This is a genomic window from Janthinobacterium sp. DSP2-3-3, assembly GCF_049897325.1.
Lineage (GTDB): Bacteria > Pseudomonadota > Gammaproteobacteria > Burkholderiales > Burkholderiaceae_D > Janthinobacterium.
Genome location: NZ_JAFCWA010000019.1, coordinates 22,610 through 42,701 on the forward strand (window position 1 = coordinate 22,610; position 20,092 = coordinate 42,701).

Genomic DNA, 20,092 nt, shown 5'->3' on the forward strand with positions numbered 1-20,092 from the left:
TATTATCGTAAAACTGATTTTCGTCCAGATCGGCGGTAGCCGTAGCGGCAAAGGCAAGGAAGATTAATATGCCAGGGTCGCCACATGCGGCGCAGGCAAGGTCAAGGCATGCAAGCGGCAAGCCGGCGTTGCCCCGTCCCACTCCGCCAGCGGCAAGCCCGCGCACTTGAGCGCCGCTTCGCGCGCCGTCCACGCCTGTGCCAGCGCTGCCGGGCGCAGGGCGGCAGGGCAGGCGGCCAGTTCCTGCACCACCTGCGGCCCCAAGTAGTCGCGCGCCAGAATGAACCAGTCGGGAATGTCCTGCACCCGCATCACGTCGATGCCGACGGCGCCATGCAGGCCGATGGCGGCCAGCGACAGTCCCTCGTCGTGGCTGAACGATAGGCCCGCCGCGCGTCCTGCCAGCAGCAAACGAGGAGGGGCGCCCGGCGTTGATTCCACCGAGATCGCCTTGATGTCCAGCTTCAGCCATTGCGCCGCCGCCTCGCGCACGGCCTGGCGCAGGCGCACGCGCGCTTCCATGCGGGACGGCGGCGGCACAATACCGATCACCAGCAAGCCATCCCCCGACCAGAAAACCGTACGAGTCATCAGATGCGATCAGTTGCGCAGCGGCGCCGCCGGGCAGCCGGCCCAGTTGCTGCCGGCGGGGATGTGTTCGCCCTTCATCACCAGGGTCAACGGTCCCAGGCGCGCATTGTCGCCCACCTTGGCGCTGTACAGCACGGAGCTGCGCGGGCCCATGTAGACGCGCTGGCCGATCTCCACGTGGTCGATCTTCATCACGCGGTCTTCGAACAAATGCGTCTGCGGGCAGGTCAGGGCATTCAGTTCGCTATAGTCGCCGATGTGCACGCAGTCGAATTCCGTGATGTCGGTCGTGTCCATGTAGACGCCGCGGCCGATCTTGCAGCCGAAGAGGCGGAAGGCCAGCGGCAGCCACGGCGTGCCGCGCAGGTAGCGCATGAAGTTGGGCACGGCGATGCCTTCGTACAGGTTGGTCACGCCTTCCGAAATCCACACGAACGGCGTCCACATGGGCGCCGCGTGCTTGCGGTAGCGTCCCAGCAGCAGCCACTTGAACAGCACGACGACGAGGAAATTGCCGATGCCGTAAGCCAGGCCGGCGATGGCCAGGTCGCTCACCACTTCGCCCCAGCGCCCCGCCCCCGCAATCGGCATCACGTCCAGCACCAGGGTGTAGCCGACGGCGATCACCACCGCGTGCGGCGCGACGATGCGGAACGCTTCGATCAGGCTGCGGCCCAGGCGGCGCAGCAAGGACGGCTTGAAGGTCAGGTGCTCGGCAAAGCCGCTGACCTGCTCGCGCGCGGGCAGATGCATGGGCGGAGAGCCCAGCCAGGTATCGCCGCTGTGCATCTGTTCATTGCGCGGCGCATGCGTGTGCACGCCGATCAGCACATGCTCGGGCAGCACGGTGCCATCCGGGATATAGCTGCCGTTGCCGACAAAGCTGCGGTGCGAGATGACGGTAGGGCGCATGGTCATCCAGCCGCCGTCGATCTGCTCGTCGCCCAGCATGACTGCATCGGCGATGAAGGTGTCGTCGCCCAGGGTCAGCATGTCGGGCACTACGCCCAGCGCCGTGGAAATCTCGGCGCCCTTGCCCACCTTGGCGCCCAGCAGGCGGTACCAGTAGGGCGCGTACACGGTAGCGTAAATGCCATGCAGGACGTTCAGGCTCGATTCCTGGATATGGCTGACCAGCCACTTGGCGCAATAGATATTGCTGTGCACGGGCGAGCTGCCCGGCTTCAAACGGGGCAGTGCGCCCCAGCGGATGGCGGCCGACAGCAGGGCGGTCAGCACGATCAGCACGGCGCTGGCGGGGAAGGCCAGCAGGAAGTAGCGGGCCAGTTGGGTCGTCACGTCGCGGCCCTGCAGCCACGGCATCATTTCGCGCTCGTCGAACCAGTCGATCAGCACGAAGCTGGGGAAGACGGGCATGAAGAACAGCACGGCGATCAAGACCATGCCGAAGCAGAAGAACAGGGTTTCGCCCGTCAGGCGCAAGCGCGAGACGGCGGGGCGCGGTGGCTGGCGGGCGGGATCGTAGGGGCCGATGTCGCGCGCGGGCGAGCCGGTCCAGACCCGGCCCGCCGGCACGGCCACGCCGTCGGCCAGCGCCGACTGGCCTTCCAGGTGGCCGAAGGCGTCCACCTTGGTATTGCCTTCCAGGATAGCGTAAGAGCTGATGCAGGCATCGTCGCCGATGCTGATCTGGCCCAGCAGCAAGCGGCCGCGTTCCACGCGGGCGTTTTCAAAGTTGACGGCATTGCCCACGCTGACGTTGTCGCCGATGGACAGCAGGTCGGGCGCGCGCAGGGTCATCGAGCCGATGACCACTTCCTTACCCACTTTCGCGCCCAGCGCGCGCAGCCACCAGCTATTCAGGGACGAGCCACTGAGCAGGTAGGCGGGCGCCGATTCGACCAGGCGGTCGGCCAGCCACCAGCGGTAATAGGTGACACCCCACAGCGGATAGCTGCCCGGCTTCAAACGCCCGGCAATCAGCCACTTGCCGGCAATCGCAATGGCAAATTCGGCCAAAGTCGCCAGCAGGAACACGCCGATGGAGGCGGCGATGGCGCGCGGCACGGTGTCGCCCGTGTCGCCCGTGAAGAAATGATAGGTGAAGAAGGGCGCCATCCACTGCGCCATGCGCAGGGTGACGAGGCCCGGCACGGCAGCCGCCTGGGCGGCGCCGCAGATCCAGCGCTTCAGGGCCGATGGCGGCGTCCACTCCGCCTCCGGCGTGGCCAGCGCAGGCACTTCGTTCAGCACGGCGGCGATCTTGCCGATCTGGCGATTGTGATAAATGTCGCGCACCGTCATATGGGCGTAGGCCGGATCGGCGCGCAGGGCGGACGCCAGGCGCGCGGCCAGGAAGGAGTGGCCACCGAGGTCGCTGAAGAAATCGAGCTGGCGCAAAATCGCCTGGCCGGGGAACAGCTTGACCAGGGCCGCGAACAGCGCTGCTTCGGCCGGCGTTTCCGGCACGTCCGATTCGCCCGCCTCGCCGGCCGGCGGCGCGGACAGGGGCATGGCTTTCAAGGCCTTCCTGTCAATTTTTCCCGAGGTCAGGCGCGGCATCAGCGGTAGCAATTCAAAACGGCCAGGCACCATATACGGCGGCAAGTGCAGGTTCAAGGCTGCGCGCAAGGTTTTCGCGGCCAGGGCGTCGTCGCTCGCCTCGTCGCTACCGACAATATACGCCACCAGCTGGTCGATGCCGTCATCCTTGCGCAACAATACGGCCACCGTGCCCACGCCCGCCTGCTGCGCCAGCACGGCTTCGATTTCGCCCAGTTCCACGCGGAAGCCGCGAATTTTCACCTGGTCGTCGGCGCGGCCCAGGCACAGCACCTGGCCGTCGCCATCGATGCGCGCCAGGTCGCCCGTGCGGTACAGGCGCGCGTCATCTTCGCTTGTCGCCCACGGGTTGGGCAGGAATTTTTCCACCGTCAGGTCGGGCCGGCCCAGGTAACCCTCGGCCAGGCCGGGGCCGATGATGCATAGCTCACCCGTTTCGCCGCGCGCCAACAGGGCCAGGGGACGGTTTTCACTTGGCTCGGCCACCTGCAACACCAGCAAGCCATAGTTGGGCAGCGGCGTGCCGATGGTGACGGGTTCACCGGGCCGCAGGCGCGCCAGGCTGCACGACACGGTCGCTTCCGTGGGGCCATAGGTGTTGAACATGGCGCGGCCCGGGCGCGACCAGCGTTCGACCAGGGATTCCGGGCACATCTCGCCGCCCAGGTTGATCAGGCGCAGGCTGGGCACTTCCTCGGCGAACAGGGCCAGCAATGTCGGCACTGCGTGCAGTACGGTGACGTGATTGGCTGCCAGCGCGCGCGGCAACGCTTCCGGGTCGCCCGAGATATCCTTGGGTCCCAGCCACAGGGTGGCGCCCACCAGGTAGGCGATCCAGATTTCCTCGAACGACATGTCGAAGGCGACGGAAAAGCCCTGATAGACGGTGTCGTCTTGCGTGACTTCCAGCACGGCGTTTTCGCTGCGCAGGAAGTGGCAAATGCTGCGTTGATTGATCAGGATGCCCTTGGGTTTGCCCGTGGAACCCGATGTGTAGATCACATAGGCCGGGTGTTCGGGCAGCACGGCACCGCGCGCGGGCAGGTGTTCGCCCTGCGCGGCGGGGGCCAGCAAGCTTTCCGCCGTCCACACGGGGCGCTTGACGCCGGCATCAAACAGGCGCGGCGCGAACTGCGCGCAGCTGACGACGCCAGCGCCATTGGCGTCATCGAGGCATACTTGCAGGCGTTCCACGGGCGTGTCTTCATCGACGGGCAGCCAGGCGGCGCCCGCCTTGGCAATCGCTGCCTGCATCAGCAATAGAGGAGCGCCGCGCGGTAGCCACAGGCCCACGATGTCGCCGGGCTTGACGCCGGCCGCCACCAGGCGCGACGCGGCCAGGCCCGCCTGCGCATCGAGTTCGGCATACGTGATGCGGCGCTCGCCATCGATCAGCGCGATCTGCTGCGGGCAGCGGCGGGCCGTTGCCTCCAGCAGGTCGGCCAGCACTTCCTCGCGTAGCAGATCCGGTCGCGGCGGGCCGTACAGGATGTCGGCGTGGGTGGAAGGGATGCCTGGGCTGACTGCGGTGAAATCGTTCATGGATGACGCTTATCTGTAGTGCGGTGTGAGGAATCTGACGGGCTGCGCATGGTGCACAGCACAGTTGATACAGTACAGCACGCAAGATATTTCAGCGTTGCAGAACGGGGAATTTCGCGGGGTTTTCAGCAATTATGTGGCTGCAGGTTCAACTGCCATGATTACGGAATGTAAAACGCGGAAACATGGCGCCGATTTGCGCCACAGTGCTCGCCGCCGGATAACCATGCAGGGGGTGGCCGACCAGCGCCGCATCCGCGCAGCCTTCGGCGCGGAACTGCTGCAGCACGTAGTTATCGACGCCCTTCGCGGCCAGGGTGGTGGCCAGGGCCAGCAACTGTTCGTCCGGCAGCAAGTCCGGGTGGGTGGTGGTGCGGCATTCGTAAGCGACGCCGCTGGCGAGGATAGCGTCCAGGCAGGCGCGCGCGGGTTCGCCGCTGCCGGCCACGCGGGTCACAAGACGATAGTCGGCAAACGGCGCCTTGATGTCGAAGCCGACCCAATCGACCAGGGGCAGCACTTCCTGCAGGCGCTGCGGATAGATGCAGGCCGTATGCAGGCCGATGCCGAAACCCAGCGCCTTGACATCGCGCATGGCGCGCGCCAGTGCCGGGTCCATGCAGGCTTCGCCGCCGCTGAAGACGACGGCGTCGACCAGGCCCACGCGGCGGCGCAGCCAGGTCAAGACGTCCTGCCAGGGCATGGCGCCTTCCGGCGTGCGCGCCTGCAAGTGCGGATTGTGGCAATAGCCGCAACGCCAGGGGCAGCCCTGCACGAACACCACGGCCGCCAGCTTGCCCGGGTAGTCGGTGGCGGAAAAGGGCGTCAGGCCGCCCACTTTCAAATCAGCCGCCATGGCAGGCGGGCTGGCCAAGCCGGGCGCTCGCTTCCGTAAAATACTGGCGTTCATGGAATTCGCCCTGCTTGCCGATGTTGAACGAGGCGACAGGGCGGTGATAGCCCATCACGCGGGTCCAGATTTCGCAGCGCTGGCGTTCGGTGTCGAGCAGGGTGATGGCGGGAGTAACGTCGGGACGTGCGTTCATGGTGTTTCCTCAAGTGATGGAGCAGGGTGGGCTTGCTTGCGGGCGATCAGTTCCGCGTCGCAGGTGGGGCAGAATTCGTGTTTTCCGGCCAGGTAGCCGTGGCGCAGGCAGATGGAAAACGTGGGCGTGACGGTGATGTAGGGCAGCGAGAAGCGGCTCAACGCGCGTTTCACCAGTTCGCGGCAGGCGTTGGCGTCCGACAGTGCTTCCGTCATGTACAGGTGCAGTACCGTGCCGCCCGTGTACTTGCGCTGCAGCGCATCTTGCAATTCCAGTGCCTCGAACGGGTCGTCCGTGTGGCCCACGGGCAGTTGCGACGAGTTCGTGTAATACGGATTATCGACCGTGCCGGCTTGCAGGATGGCCGGATAGCGCTTGCGGTCTTCGCGGGCGAAGCGGTACGTGGTGCCCTCGGCCGGTGTCGCTTCCAGGTTGTACATGTGGCCCGTCTCTTCCTGGAATGCCACCATGCGGGCGCGCACGTGGTCGAGCAGGCGTATCGCCAGCGCATGGCCTTCGGCGGACGTGATGTCGTAAGCGTCGCCGCTGAAATTGCGGATCATTTCGTTGATGCCGTTCACCCCCAGGGTGGAAAAGTGATTGCGCAGGGTGCCCAGGTAGCGTTTCGTGTAAGGGAACAAGCCTTGCTGCATCAGTTCTTCGATGGTGCGGCGCTTGATTTCCAGACTGACTTTCCCCAGTTCCAGCAGGCGGTCCAGGTCGGCCAGCAGTGCCGCTTCGTCGCCGCGCCACAGGTGGCCCAGGCGCGCGCAGTTGATGGTGACCACGCCCAGGGAGCCCGTCTGCTCGGCGGAACCGAACAGGCCATTGCCTCGTTTCAGCAGTTCGCGCAAGTCCAGTTGCAAGCGGCAGCACATGGAGCGGATCATGTTCGGCTTGAGTTCCGAATTGATGAAATTCTGGAAGTAGGGCAGGCCGTAGCGGGCCGTCATCTCGAACAGGCGTTCCGCATTTTCGCTATGCCAGTCGAAATCCTCGGTGATATTGTAGGTGGGGATGGGGAAGGTGAAGACGCGGCCCTTGGCGTCGCCCGCCATCATGATCTCGATATATGCGCGGTTGATCATGTCCATCTCCGCCTGCAGCTCGCCATAGCTGAAGTCCATCTCCTGGCCGGCGATGACGGGAATCTGCTCGCGCAGGTCGTCCGGGCAGACCCAGTCAAAAGTGAGGTTGGTGAACGGCGTCTGCGTGCCCCAGCGCGATGGCACGTTGAGGTTGAAGATCAGCTCCTGCATGTACTGGCGCACGTCTTCGTAGCGCAGGCTGTCCTTGCGGATGTAGGGTGCCATGTAAGTGTCGAAGGAGCTGAACGCCTGCGCGCCGGCCCACTCGTTTTGCAGGGTGCCGAGGAAATTGACGATCTGGCCGATGGCGCTCGACATGTGTTTCGGCGGGCCCGATTCGATCTTGCCCGGCACGCCATTCAAGCCTTCATGCAGCAGGGTGCGCAGCGACCAGCCGGCGCAATAGCCGGCCAGCATGTCGAGGTCGTGGATGTGCAGCGCCGCTTCGCGGTGTGCCGCGCCCACCTCCGGCGGATACACCTGGTCCAGCCAGTAATTGGCGATGACCTTGCCCGACACATTGAGGATCAGGCCACCCAGGGAATACCCCTGGTTGGCGTTGGCGTTGACGCGCCAGTCGCGCCGTTCCAGGTATTCATTGATGGACGCGGCGACATCGACCTGGCCGCGTGTGGGGGGAACTGCATTCGTCGTCATGAAACCTCCAATAAACACAACATGCGGTGTTTTTATGAAGGTTATCTACTAAATGTAGTGCCGTCAAAGGGGGCGTGCAAGCGATTCGCGTATCCTTGATCCAGGTGAAAAATACACCTCAGCCGGTTTTATTCCAGCGCGTTTCGCGCAAGATCAGCCAGCTCGCGCAAAAGAACGCGGCGCCACAGGCGGCGATGCTGGCGACGGAGGCGGGCAGTACGTGGGTCCAGATTTCCAGCGGCGAATAGGTGCTCCAGCTGGCCACGCGCGCATCAAAGGTGGCGTAGTTCGCCAGCAGCCAGTAGATGGCCAGCAGGCCCGTGCAGATGGCGGCCTGACGCAGCAGCGGCAATTGGCGGCGCGCGAACACGGCCAGCAGGAACAGCAGCAGTACGCCCGGATAGGCGCCCAGCACTTCCGGCGACAGCATGGAGATGGTCCCTGCGTTATCGCCATCGGCCGGGCCGGCCCACTGCACTTGCAGCGCGGTGAGGAACAGGGTCAGAAGGAAAATCAGCAGCGGTTTGCGGGTCATGGTGGGCATTTAAACAGGAGGAAAGACAGGCATTTTACAGCCAGGTCAAGCAAGTTGAAGGTGCGCCAGCCATGCATGCATTCCTTCACCTGCGTCAACGACTGGGCATATGGGCGGGGCTATAGTCTGCAGCCTGAGCCGATACAGGACTGTGAATATCATGATGCTTGAATCAACTACCGCCACCCGCGTGGCCGGACCGCTGGAACTGGTCTGCCCCGCCGGCAGCCTGCCTGCCCTGAAAGCGGCCGTCGACAATGGCGCCGATACCGTTTACCTGGGCTTTCGAGACGCCACCAATGCGCGCAATTTCGCCGGCCTCAATTTTGACGAGAAGGCCATCGCCGAGGGCGTGCGCTATGCCCACCAATACGGACGCAAGGTGCTGCTGGCGCTGAATACCTATCCGCAGCCGCACAACTGGGCCGTGTGGCGCAGCGCCATCGACCGTGCCGCCGCGGCGGGCATCGACGCCATGATCGTTGCCGATCCTGGCCTGATGGCCTACGCGGCGCAGCACCAGCCGCAGCTGCGCCTGCACCTGTCCGTGCAGGGCTCGGCCACGAATTATGAAGCGATCAACTTCTATCACGAGCACTTCGGCATCGCCCGCGCCGTGCTGCCGCGCGTGCTGTCGATGGCGCAGGTGGAGCAACTGATCAGCAAGACGGAGGTGGAGATTGAAGTGTTCGGCTTCGGCAGCCTGTGCGTGATGGTAGAAGGGCGCTGCGCCTTGTCCTCGTATGCGACGGGCGAGGCGCCAAATACGCACGGCGTGTGCTCGCCGGCCAAGGCCGTGCGCTGGCTGGAAACGCCGAACGGTCTGGAGTCGCGCCTGAACGGCGTGCTGATCGACCGCTACGCGCCCGGTGAAAACGCCAGCTATCCCACCCTGTGCAAGGGGCGTTTCGAAGTCAATGACGAAGAGTATTACGCGATCGAGGAGCCGGCCAGCCTGAATACCTTGGCGCTGCTGCCGCAACTGATCGCCATGGGCGTGCGTGCCGTGAAAATCGAAGGCCGCCAGCGCAGTCCCGCCTACGTGGCGCAGGTCACGCGCGTGTGGCGCGAAGCGATCGACGCCTGCCGCGAAGGCAAACCGCGCTACGCCGTCAAGCCGGGCTGGATGGCGGCCATGGACAAGCTGGCCGAGGGCCAGCAGCACACACTCGGCGCCTACCATCGCTCCTGGAAATAGCAAAACCTACTGCGCGTCCCGGGGCGCGGCCTGCGATGCTCACCGTGCTTGAGCACGGCTGCGCTTCTCGGCCTCGCCGCGAGCCGCTCGCTACGGTTTTGTCACTTAAACATACTGGAAAAGGCATGCTAAAACTATCGTTGGGTCCTTTGCTGTACTACTGGCCGCGCGCCACCGTCTTCGAGTTTTACCAGCAGATCGCCGGCACCGCCGTCGATATCGTGTATCTGGGCGAAACCGTCTGCTCGCGCCGGCATGAACTGCGCCTGGCCGACTGGCTCGATATCGCCGACATGCTGGCCGCTGCCGGCAAGGAAGTGGTGCTGTCGACGCAGGCGCTGATCGAGGCGGGCGCCGAACTGGCGACCCTGCGCCGCATCACGGGCAATGGCCGCTATACGGTCGAGGCCAACGACATGGGCGCCGTGCACTGCATGGAAAAGGGCGCGCCCTTTGTCGCCGGCCCCCACCTGAACCTGTTCAATGGCCCCAGCCTGCAACTGCTGGTGCGCCTGGGTGCGCGGCGCTGGGTGATGCCGCTGGAAATGGGACAGGCGGCGCTGGCCGAGATGCAGCGCCAGAAACCGGAAGGGCTGGAGACGGAAGTGTTCGCCTATGGCCGCATGCCACTGGCGTTTTCCGCGCGCTGCTTCACGGCGCGCAACCGCAACCTGCCGAAGGACGACTGCGGCTACAGTTGCCTGGAAGAACCGGACGGCCTGCTGCTGCGCACGCGCGACGAAGTGCCGTTCCTGGTACTGAATGGCACGCAGACGCAGTCGGCCCTGGTCTACAACCTGGTGCGCGAACTCGACGCCATGCGCGACATGGGCGTGGCGGCGGCGCGCATCAGTCCGCAGGCCATGCATACGGAGCAAGTCATCGCCATCTTCGACCGCGCCCGCCGCGGCCAGGTTAGCGGCGTTGGCGCTCAGGCCCAGCTGGCGGCTTGCCAGCCGGCCGGTGCCTGTGACGGCTACTGGCACGGCCAGCCCGGCATGGAACAGCACGCCGCTCATTGAACCCATCGAAAGGAAGCACTATGCAAGATCAACTGGACAGATTGCCCGTCCCGGCCAAGCCCGCCATGAGCAAGGCCGCCATGTCGTACCGATTGCCCGAACCGCTGGCCGAATTGCTGTCCAAGCTGCCGCCGTATCCCGCCTCCTGGCTGTTCGTGCAAGGCTTGAACCGCCTGCTGGCGCCGCAATTGCCCGACGATGTGCGGCGCAGCCTGGAGGGGCGCAGCCTGCGCCTGCGCTTGCTCGATGCGGGCATCGCCTTCGATTTCGAGTGGCAGGGCACGGTGTTCGTGGCCGAGCGCTATGTGGACGTGCCGGACCTGTGCATCGCCGCCAGCGTGCATGACTTGATGCTGCTGGCGCGGCGCCAGGAAGATCCTGACACGCTGTTCTTCAGCCGTCGTTTGAGTCTGGAAGGCGATACGGAGCTGGGGCTGCTGTTCAAGAATACGCTCGACGCCATCGAACTGCCGCCGTTCGATTTACAGGCGCTGGGACCGCGCCGCGTGCTGGCGCATCTGCGCGACCGGGGCGCGCGGGAAGGCTGAGCGGAGCAGGGGGAGCGGAGAAGGGCTGGAGCAAGCGTTCAGTGGCGGCAGTGGCCGCAGGCGCCGCTGCAGGACGGCAGTTGTTCTTCATCGGAGGACTCGCCCATGAAACCGGCGTCGTTAACGGCCGCCAGCAGGCGCTCTTGCGTAGCCAGCCGTTCGTCAAATTGCACCGTGGCGCCGTGGCGCGCCAGCGAGACGCATACGGTGGCCACGCCCGAGACGGCTTCGAGCGCGCCCGTCAACCTGTCGGCGCAGCCTTCGTGATCCATACCGATAATATTTAAGCGCGCTGTTTGCATGGGTTCCTCTTGTTTTTCAAATAAAAAAACAGCGTAGGCGAGGGGCGCGCATGCCGTCCAGAGCAGCACGCAAGATTTATTTTCTATTTGCGGTTTTATTGATCTGGATTAATTCCCTCTCTCCAAGATAGCCTGGAACTGCTGTTGTTTTATACACAGTTTCCTTATTCCAGTCGACAAGTGTGGCGTGCTGCGCGATACTGTCATTCTGATAAGAACGCTGATGAAAGCGCTGGAAAGGAGGGGCCATGCAACGCCGCCCTCTGCTTATGCTTGCCGGCCTGTGGCCATTCGGCGCGGCCGCCGGCACGCCGTTGCCGCTCGTGTATCCGCGCCACCAGGCACTCAATGATCCGCAGCAAGGCTACGTGACGGCTTTGCTACAACTGGCGCTGGCGCGTTCGGGCCGGGCGTATGCCTTGCGCCGTTCCGCACTGCGCATGGTGCAGACGCGCGCCATGCAGGAAATCGCCACGGCGTCGGGCAGCGTCGATGTCGTGTGGGCCATGACGAGCCGTGTGCGCGAAACGCAATTGCTGCCGGTGCGCATCCCCATCGACCGTGGGCTGATCGGTTGGCGCGTGGCCCTGATCCAGGCGCGCCAGCCGCAGTTGCTGCGCGCCGTACGCAGCATAGCCGCCCTGGCGCGGCTGTCTGCCGGCCAGATGCGCGACTGGCCCGACTCCGCCATCCTGCAAGCGAATGGCTTGCGCCTCGATACCTCGAGCACCTACGAAGGCCTGTTCCAACAACTGGCGGCAGGGCGCATCGATTACTTTCCCCGTTCCGTGATCGAGGCGCAAAGCGAACTGGCCAGCCATGCGCAATTGCCGCTGGCGCTCGATGCCCACCTGGTCATCCGCTACCCGGCCGCGCTGTATTTTTTTGTCGGCAGGCACCGGCCGGAACTGGCACGCCACATTGAAATCGGACTGGAAAGCATGCTCGCCGATGGCAGTTTCGCGCAGCTGTTTCAGCACTATTTTGGCCGTCTCGCAGATGGCCTGAAGCTGTCCCATCGGTACGTGCTGGAGCTGGCCAATCCTGACTTGCCGGAGGAGACGCCGCTGGCGCGCAAGGCACTTTGGTATCGTCCACATCATTACTAGTGGTTTTATTGATCGGTGTCAAACCACCTCTTCAATCGTGCGCAGGATGTTTGATGAAACGCAATGCGAGTTCAACAGAACACCTGTTGACACTTATAAAGTTTTCGCCGAACATAATTCTACTTTGCAAGATTTTACCCGCACAAGGCGCCATGGCAGCTGGCGTGCAGGACACTGTGCGCGCGTTCAACAGCCAGCTGCGGCCAGCCATCCTTGTAACCATCCGTTATCTTTTCGAAGGTTCGTCCATGCTCGATTCGATCACGTCAGTATTGCACCAAGTGCCAGAATTGGCCCTGTTCCTGGCGCTGGCGCTCGGCTATGCGATAGGGCAGATACGCTTCGGCCCCATCCAGCTCGGTGGCGTGTGCGGCACCCTGATCGCCGCGCTGCTGATCGGCCAGCTGGGCATCACCCTGGACGCCAGCGTCAAGAATGTCTTCTTCATGCTGTTCATTTTTGCCCTCGGCTATGCGGGCGGTCCCCAATTTTTTGCCAACCTCAACGCCAAGGGCTTGCGCCTGGGCCTGTTGTGCTTGATCGAAGTGGTGGTGGTGCTGGCACTGGTGCTGCTGGCCACGCGTTTCCTCGGTCTTGACCAGGGCACGGCGGCCGGCATGATGGCGGGCGCGGCGACGGAATCTGCCGTCGTCGGCACGGCCACGGACGCCATTTCCAAGCTGGCCTTGCCGGCCGCCCGCATCGCCGAGCTGCAGGCCAACGTGGTCACCGCGTATTCCATCACCTACATCTTCGGCCTGATCGCCATTGTCATCGTCACCAGCCAGATTTTTCCGCTGTTGTTGCGTGTCAACCTGCGCGAGGAAGCTGATAAATTGTGGGAAAAGATGGGCGGCGCGCAGACCGATGGCGACGGGGTGCAGGCGACGCCGGAAATGGTGGGCCGCGCTTACCGTATCAGCCGTGGCGCGGGACGTCGTCTCGATGCCTTGCAGCATATTTTTGCGGGCCGCGCCAGTATCACGCGCGTGCGCCGGCATGGCAAGGTATTGCCTATGGAACCCGCACTGCGCCTGCGCAACAACGACGAAGTGCTGGTGATCGGCCACCGGCCCGCGTTGGTGGCGGCTGAAGCTATCCTGGGCGAGGAATTTGCTGACACGACAGGCTTGAACATGGCCGTTTCTGCCGTCGAAGTGGTGCTGCAGCAGGCGGGCCTCGTTGGCCAGCCCCTGCGCCAGTTGGCCTTGCCTTCCGGCGTGCATGTGGCGGCCGTCGTCCGTGGCGAGCACAGCATGCCGCCCCTGCCGGACCTGGCCTTGCAGCGCGACGACGTGCTGCGCCTGTATGGCACGACGGAAGGGCGCGATCTGAACACGGCGCTGGCCGCCATCGGCAAGCGCGTGCCCTCGGGTGCGCGCAGCAACATCGTCTACGCCAGCATCGGCATCGTGCTCGGTGTGTATATCGGCGGCTTTACCGCCAAGCTGGGCGGCATTCCCTTTTCGCTGGGCACGGGCGGCGGCGCCTTGCTGACGGGCCTGGTGTTCGGCTGGTACCAGGCGAGAAAGCCGGGCATGCCGGGTATTCATCCCAGCGCGCTCGACATGATGAAAGATATCGGCCTGGCCACCTTCATCGCCTGCGTGGGCCTGGCCTCCGGACCGCAGGCGATCGATCTGATCCGCCAGTACGGGCTGTCGCTGCCGCTGATGGGGGTCTTGATCGCCGTCATTCCCGCCTCGCTCTCCTTGCTGGTAGGTCACTTTTTCCTCAAGCTGGAAGCGCCCGTGTTGCTGGGTGCCATCGCCGGCCAGCAGTGCAGCACGCCGGCCCTGTCGGCCGTGCAGAACGCGGCCGGCAACTCGACACCCCTGTTGGGGTACACGATTACGTATGCCATCTCGAACGTGGTGCTGCCTCTGCTGGGACCGCTCATCGTGGCCCTGGCCGGCTCCGTCCACGCATGAGGCACAGGTAGTAAAGAATTCCTTCAACACGAAAGGCGGTCTGTATGGAATGGTTGCATGAGTTATTCAAGAAGTCGCCTGAAATTGCCTTGTTTCTCTCCCTGGCAGTGGGCTACTACATCGGCAAGATCAAGTTCGGCTCGTTTCAGCTGGGCGGGGTCGCCGGTTCACTCCTGGTGGCGGTACTCGTCAGCCAGGTAGGCGTCGCCATCGATCCCGGCGTCAAGTCAGTGCTGTTCGCCCTGTTCATTTACGCGGTTGGCTATGAAAGCGGACCGCAGTTTTTCAATTCCCTGGGCCGCCAGTCGGTGCGCGAAATCATCCTGGCCGTGGTGCTGGCCGTGACGGCGTTGCTGACGGTGGTCATCATGGCCAAGGTCTTCGGCCTGGACAAGGGCCTGGCGGCCGGCGTGGCGGCGGGCGGCTTGACGCAGTCGGCCATCATCGGCACGGCCGGCGACGCGATCACCAAGCTGGGCCTGGCGGCCGACGAGGTGGCGCGATTGCAGGGCAACGTAGCCGTCGGCTATGCCGTGACGTATGTGTTCGGCTCGTTTGGCGCCATCATCGTCTGCGTCAATATCTTGCCGAAACTGATGAAACGCACCATCCGCGAAGATGCGATCAAGGCGGAAACAGCGCTGCAGGCGGGCGTGCAGGTGCTGGGGCCGGGCCAGACGCCGGCCGCGCCGGACCTGATCGGCCGCATCTACGACGTCGGCCCGGGGGCCGGGCGCTCAGTGGCGGAAATCGAAAGTGCCCATCCGAACACGGCCATCACCATCGAGCGCGTCAAGCGCAATGGTCAGATCATCGACGTCAGTCCGGACCTGGTGCTGGCGGCCGACGATGTCGTCCTGCTGGTGGGCAGGCGCGAAGCCATGCTCAGCGTCTCTTCCCAGCTGGGCAAGGAATTGCTTGCCGTCGAAGGCATGGAACTGGTGATGCAGCGCCGCGACATGGTGCTGACCAACAAGGCTTACCATAACAAGACGGTGGGTGAAATCCGCAGCGGCACGGCGCCGGGCGTGCGCCACGGCATCTTTGTCGTGCAGCTGAGCCGTATGGGCAAGATATTGCCCATGCAATCAGAAACCGTGGTGCAGACGGGCGACGTGGTGACCATTTATGGCGCCGAGCAAGATGTCAAGCGCGTGGCGGCCGAAGTGGGTTACATGATCGTACCGAGCGCCAAGACGGACTTCGTCTACATGGGCGCCGGCCTCGTCGTCGGCTTGCTGGTGGGCTTGCTGGTGGCGCGCATCGGCTCGATTCCTCTGACCCTGGGCAGCGGCGGCGGCGTGCTGCTGTCGGGCCTGGTATTCGGTTGGTTCCGCGCCAAGCGCCAAACCTTCGGCTACATGCCCAGCGGCGCCGTGCAAATTCTGAAAGACCTGGGCCTGGCCGGTTTCGTCGCCGTCGTCGGCCTCACGTCAGGCCTGCAAGCCGTGCAAACCGTGCGCGAACATGGCCTGACCCTGTTTGGCGTGGGCGTGGTGGTCACCATCTTGCCGATGATCTTGACCATGCTGATCGGCCGCTACATTTTGCGTTATGACAACGTGGCCGTTTTCGCCGGTGCCTTGTCCGGCTCGCGCAGCGCCAATCCCGCCTTCGGCGAAGTGCTGAATGCGGCGCAAAACTCGATTCCCACCGTGCCGTTTGCCATCACGTATGCCTTGGCCAACGTTTTCCTGACCTTGCTGGGGCCGCTGATTGTGGCCTTCGTCTGAGTCTGCATGCATTTGCAAGAGCTCTTTGCAAGACCCTTTGCAAGACCCTGAACATTGTGATTCTATAAGGAGTAGCAAAAATGGATTTCAGTAACCCCGCCAAACTCGCCCTGTTGAGCCCATTCGAATTGAAGGATGCGCTGATCCAGACGGCCAAGCAAAGCAACCGCCTGATGCTCAATGCGGGCCGCGGCAACCCGAATTTCCTGGCGACCACGCCACGCCATGGCTTCTTCCAGTTCGGCCAGTTCGCCATGACGGAAGCGGAGCGTTCGTATGTGTACATGGAAGACGTGGGCGGTTTCCCCACGCGCGACGGCATCGAGGCGCGCTTTGAAATTTTCGTGCGCAAACACGAGGGCAACCCAGGCGTGCATTTCATCGAGGCGGCCGTGTCGTATGTGCGCGACCAGCTGGGCCTGAGCGCGGGCGACTTCATCTATGAGATGTGTGAAGCCATCCTCGGCTGCAACTATCCCGTGCCGGACCGCATGCTGCGCCTGTCCGAGAAAATCGTCGGCCAGTATATTCACCGCGAAATGATCGGCGACCATCCCTTCGTCGGCAACTTCGACATGTACGCCGTCGAAGGAGGCACGGCGGCCATGACGTATCTGTTCGCCAGCCTGAAGTCGAACCACATCATCCAGGAAGGCGACACGATTGCCCTGGGCATGCCGATCTTCACGCCGTACATCGAAATTCCCCAGCTCAATGATTACAAGCTGAACACCGTGCATATCGATGCGCCGCAATCGAACAATTGGCAATTCACCAAGAAAGAGCTGGACAAGCTGCTCGATCCGAAAGTGAAAGCTTTCTTCCTTGTCAACCCCAGCAATCCGCCATCCGTCAAGATCGACGATGAAACCCTGGAATACATCGCCAAGATCATCAAGAAGCGCCCCGACCTTATCATCCTCACCGATGACGTGTATGGCACGTTTGCCGACAATTTCGTCTCGCTGTTCGCCATTTGCCCGTTCAACACCATCCTCGTGTACTCGTTTTCGAAATACTTCGGCGCGACGGGCTGGCGCATGGGCGTGGTCGCCACGCATGAAAACAATGTGCTTGACGACAAGATTGCCAAGTTGCCGGAAACCATCAAGAAGCAGCTGGACGCGCGCTACCATTCCATCACGACCGAGCCGCGCCAGCTGAAATTCATTGACCGCCTGGTGGCTGACAGCCGCACGGTGGCGCTGAACCACACGGCCGGCCTGTCCACACCCGTGCAGGCGCAGATGACCTTGTTCTCCCTGTTCTCGCTGATGGATGAAGAGCAAAAGTACAAGCAGTCGATGAAACGCATCGTGCTGCGCCGCAAGGAAGCGCTGTACCGCGAACTGGGCTTGCCGATGGTGCACGACGCCAATTCCGTGCGCTACTACCACTTGCTGGACATGGAGTCCTTGGCCGCGCAGATGCATGGCGTGGAGTTTTCGCAATGGCTGCTGAAAAAGCTGAAACCGAACGAAGCGCTGTTCCGCCTGGCAGAGGAAACGGGCGTCATCCTGTTGCCTGGCCGCGGTTTCGGCACCACGCATCCTTCCGGCCGCGTCTCGCTGGCCAACCTGAACGAATACGATTACGCCAACATCGGCCGCGCCATCCGCAGCATGGCGTCCGAGTTCTTCGCCGTGTTTGAAAAGGAAAAGGAGAAGGGCGGCAAGAAGGCGAAGAAGTAAATCGCTAGCCGCTTACTCTGCGTAAAACGGGCGCTCCGCAAGAGGCGCCCGTTTTTATGTGTCAGGCCCAGTAACCAATAGTGCAGGCTGGAATAGACATCCGTGGATATAATTGCTATTGTGAAAGTATAAACATGGCAACCCCGTGCTTTCCCCTCATTCATTGACTGGACGCTACATGGGCAGATTGCAAGAACACTTATCATTATTGCTGGCGAGCGCGCTGGGCGCCGCCATGCCCGCCCAGGCGCAGATGCCGGCTGGCGCACCGCTGAGCTTTAGCGAAGCGCTGCAGCAAGCGGCAGCCGCCTCGGGCGCCGTGCAGGGCGCCGCGCTCGACGTGCGCGCAAAAACACTGAAGGCGGAAGCCTTGTCGAATATCGATGGCCCTTCGGTGGACTTGACGGCGTTTCGCGGCCGCTTGTCGACGGATTTGAGTATCGATACCAGCGGCTTGTCCGGCGTGGTGGGCGGCATCGGATCGGTGTTGCCGCCGATTCCCGGCTTGCCCACGCCACATATTCCCAATTCCCTGAACCGCGAAGTGGTGACGGATTTGACCTCGTTCGGCTTGCTGGGCATGTGGCCCATCTACACGGGCGGGCGCCTGGACGCCGTCAAGGGCCTCGCTTCCAGCCTGACCCTGGCCGCGCAAGCCGAGCGCACTGAGGCGGAAGAGCAGCTAGCCACCTTGGTGGCGCAGCGCTATTTTCAATTGCTGCTGGCCAAGCGCGTGGTGGCCGTGCGGGCCGACGTGACGGCCGGCGTGACGCAGCACCAGCGTGACGCGGCGAAGCTGGAAAAGGGCGGCCTGATTTCGCGTGCGGAACGCCTGCGTGCCGACGTGGCCCTGGACGGCGCCCGCAGCGAGGAAGCGCAGGCGCGCAGCGATGAGGAAATTGCGCAAGTGGCGCTTGACCGTTTGCTTGCCGTTAACACGCAAGTACGCCCCAGCACGCCGCTGTTCGTCAACAGTTTGCCGGTCGGCACCTTGCAATCGTTCATCAGCACGGGCATGCGCGAAAATGCAAACTGGAAAAAGATCGATAGCAAGCGCGTGCAAGCAGAGCAAGCCTTGAAGCTGCACGGCAAGGAATACGCGCCCACCGTCTTTGCCATCGGTAACTACAATTTGAATCGCGGCCAGCTCGTGCGCTCGAACTGGGCCATCGGCCTGGTCGTGTCCGTGCCGCTCGTGCACCGCATCAATACAGGCAGGATGATCGCCGCCGCCAAACTCGACCAGGAGCGGGTGGAAGTAGTGGCGCGCCAGGCCGAGCGCGACATTCCCACCCTGATCGAGAAGAACTGGCGTGCGCTGGAAAACGCCCGCATTCAGTATCTGTCCACGGCGTCTTCGGTGGAGCTGGCACGCGAAAATATCCGTTTGCAAACAGTGGCCTTCCAACAAGGGCAAGTGACGTCGCTGGAAGTGGTCGACGCGCGCCTGAACCTGGCGAAAATCGAGACCCAGCGCGCGCAGACAGCCTATAACTATGTGATGGGGCTGGCGCATTTGCTGGAAGCAACGGGCGAGACGCAGCGCCTGGGCAGCCTGGCCGCAGCGGCCGACATCCAATTACCTGTGGACAAATAATAATGAGTACTTTCAAAAAACCATTGGCCATAGTCGCCGCAGTCATCGTGCTGGCCTTTGTGGGCTGGGGCCTGTACCAGGCGTTCCAGCCGCAGCGCCTGCCTTTGCAGGGACAGATGGACGCGCAGGAAGTCAATGTCTCGTCGAAAGTGCCGGGCAGGGTGGGCGAGCTGTACGTCAAGCTGGGCCAGACGGTGCCGAAAGGCCAGGTATTGTTCCAGCTGACGAGTCCGGAAGTGGATGCGAAGATCGCGCAAGCGACGGCCGCCACGCAAGCGGCTGATGCCGTGGCGCAAAAGGCGCAAGCGGGTGCGCGTCCGGAAGAAGTCGCCGCCGCGAAAGCCAACTGGGAGCGGGCGCAAACGGGGGCGACCATCGCCAAAACCACCTATACCCGCGTCAACAATATGTTCGAGCAAGGCGTGATCGCCCAGCAGAAACGTGACGAGGCGCAAGCGCAATGGCGCGCCGCCGACCAGCTGGCGCAAGCTGCACGCGCGCAGTATGACATGGCGCAAAAAGGCGCCCGTCCGGAAGACAAGACGGCCGCCGCCGCTCAGGCGCGCCAGGTGGGCGCCGTGCTGACGGAAGCGCAGATCGCCCTGGCCGAAACGAAGATCGCCGCGCCGGTGGCCGGGCAGGTCAGCAAGATCCAGATACAGCCCGGTGAACTGGCGCCGCAAGGTTTCCCCGTAATCACTTTGGTGAACCTTGATGACGCCTGGGCCGTGCTGCAAGTGCGCGAAGATGACATGGCAGCGTTTGCCATGGGCAGCACGCATACGGCCAATGTGCCGGCACTCAAGCAGCAACTGAGTTTCAAGGTCAGCTCCGTGGCCGTGCTGCCGGACTTCGCCACGTGGCGCGCTGCCCGCCCGGGCGGTACAGACTTGCGCACGTTTGAAATCCGTTTGCGCCCCGCCATCAAGGTCGAGGGCTTGCGTCCGGGTATGTCGGTCGTGTTTCCACCGCTCTGATA

Annotated in this window: 16 protein-coding genes; 9 read left to right on the forward strand and 7 right to left on the reverse strand. The window is 63.3% G+C overall.

From position 1 onward, the window contains the following. Positions 1-63: 63 nt before the first annotated feature. The 6 genes from ACP7DE_RS26385 to ACP7DE_RS26410 all read right to left on the reverse strand — a co-directional run bounded on the left by ACP7DE_RS26385 (position 64) and on the right by ACP7DE_RS26410 (position 7,982). Entirely contained in the window at positions 64-591 is a 528-nt protein-coding gene (locus ACP7DE_RS26385) for a 4'-phosphopantetheinyl transferase family protein (protein WP_426074874.1), read from the reverse strand. 9 nt (positions 592-600) lie between these two features. Then, positions 601-4,656 carry a Pls/PosA family non-ribosomal peptide synthetase gene (locus ACP7DE_RS26390; protein WP_426074875.1) on the reverse strand — a complete coding sequence of 1,352 codons (4,056 nt, stop codon included), beginning with the start codon at positions 4,654-4,656 and terminating at the stop codon, positions 601-603. 148 nt (positions 4,657-4,804) lie between these two features. Beyond that, a complete protein-coding gene (locus ACP7DE_RS26395) occupies positions 4,805-5,512 on the reverse strand; it encodes an anaerobic ribonucleoside-triphosphate reductase activating protein (RefSeq protein ID WP_426074876.1) in 708 nt (235 codons plus the stop codon). Beyond that, positions 5,502-5,702, reverse strand: a complete 201-nt coding sequence (nrdD, locus tag ACP7DE_RS26400) for an anaerobic ribonucleoside-triphosphate reductase (protein ID WP_426074877.1) — start codon at positions 5,700-5,702, stop codon at positions 5,502-5,504. Before nrdD ends, ACP7DE_RS26395 begins: the two co-directional genes overlap by 11 nt. Continuing rightward, on the reverse strand, positions 5,699-7,447 hold the full coding sequence (locus ACP7DE_RS26405) for a ribonucleoside triphosphate reductase (protein WP_426074878.1): 1,749 nt from the start codon (positions 7,445-7,447) through the stop codon (positions 5,699-5,701). Before ACP7DE_RS26405 ends, nrdD begins: the two co-directional genes overlap by 4 nt. 118 nt (positions 7,448-7,565) lie before the next feature. Further along, positions 7,566-7,982 (reverse strand): hypothetical protein, encoded by a 417-nt coding sequence (locus ACP7DE_RS26410; protein WP_426074879.1) that lies wholly within the window; start codon positions 7,980-7,982, stop codon positions 7,566-7,568. Between the two features lie 160 nt (positions 7,983-8,142). On the opposite strand from ACP7DE_RS26410, the gene ubiU reads away from it, so the two are divergent. From ubiU to ubiT, 3 genes are all read left to right on the forward strand, one after another. Then, positions 8,143-9,180, forward strand: a complete 1,038-nt coding sequence (gene ubiU, locus ACP7DE_RS26415; RefSeq protein WP_426074880.1) for a ubiquinone anaerobic biosynthesis protein UbiU — start codon at positions 8,143-8,145, stop codon at positions 9,178-9,180. A gap of 125 nt (positions 9,181-9,305) precedes the next feature. Then, complete coding sequence (ubiV, locus tag ACP7DE_RS26420; RefSeq protein ID WP_426074881.1) at positions 9,306-10,202, forward strand: ubiquinone anaerobic biosynthesis protein UbiV; 897 nt, start codon at positions 9,306-9,308, stop codon at positions 10,200-10,202. Between the two features lie 20 nt (positions 10,203-10,222). Further along, a complete protein-coding gene (gene ubiT / locus ACP7DE_RS26425) occupies positions 10,223-10,750 on the forward strand; it encodes a ubiquinone anaerobic biosynthesis accessory factor UbiT (RefSeq protein ID WP_426074882.1) in 528 nt (175 codons plus the stop codon). A gap of 38 nt (positions 10,751-10,788) precedes the next feature. On the opposite strand, the gene ACP7DE_RS26430 is transcribed toward ubiT, so the two are convergent. After that, entirely contained in the window at positions 10,789-11,052 is a 264-nt protein-coding gene (locus ACP7DE_RS26430; RefSeq protein ID WP_426074884.1) for a heavy-metal-associated domain-containing protein, read from the reverse strand. Between the two features lie 248 nt (positions 11,053-11,300). Here ACP7DE_RS26430 and ACP7DE_RS26435 point away from each other — a divergent pair, with 248 nt between their 5' ends. The 6 genes from ACP7DE_RS26435 to ACP7DE_RS26460 all read left to right on the forward strand — a co-directional run bounded on the left by ACP7DE_RS26435 (position 11,301) and on the right by ACP7DE_RS26460 (position 20,090). Beyond that, entirely contained in the window at positions 11,301-12,161 is an 861-nt protein-coding gene (locus ACP7DE_RS26435; RefSeq protein ID WP_426074885.1) for a hypothetical protein, read from the forward strand. A gap of 152 nt (positions 12,162-12,313) precedes the next feature. Then, entirely contained in the window at positions 12,314-14,092 is a 1,779-nt protein-coding gene (gene aspT / locus ACP7DE_RS26440; RefSeq protein ID WP_426074886.1) for an aspartate-alanine antiporter, read from the forward strand. Positions 14,093-14,136: 44 nt separating this feature from the next. Continuing rightward, on the forward strand, positions 14,137-15,825 hold the full coding sequence (gene aspT, locus ACP7DE_RS26445; RefSeq protein WP_426074887.1) for an aspartate-alanine antiporter: 1,689 nt from the start codon (positions 14,137-14,139) through the stop codon (positions 15,823-15,825). Between the two features lie 80 nt (positions 15,826-15,905). After that, the gene (locus ACP7DE_RS26450; RefSeq protein WP_426074888.1) at positions 15,906-17,516 is read left to right on the forward strand and encodes a bifunctional aspartate transaminase/aspartate 4-decarboxylase; all 1,611 of its coding nucleotides are present in this window, start codon (positions 15,906-15,908) and stop codon (positions 17,514-17,516) included. Between the two features lie 178 nt (positions 17,517-17,694). Continuing rightward, positions 17,695-19,113 carry a TolC family protein gene (locus ACP7DE_RS26455; protein WP_426074889.1) on the forward strand — a complete coding sequence of 473 codons (1,419 nt, stop codon included), beginning with the start codon at positions 17,695-17,697 and terminating at the stop codon, positions 19,111-19,113. A 2-nt stretch (positions 19,114-19,115) separates the two neighbouring features. Further along, positions 19,116-20,090 carry an HlyD family secretion protein gene (locus ACP7DE_RS26460; RefSeq protein ID WP_426074890.1) on the forward strand — a complete coding sequence of 325 codons (975 nt, stop codon included), beginning with the start codon at positions 19,116-19,118 and terminating at the stop codon, positions 20,088-20,090. Positions 20,091-20,092: the final 2 nt, after the last annotated feature.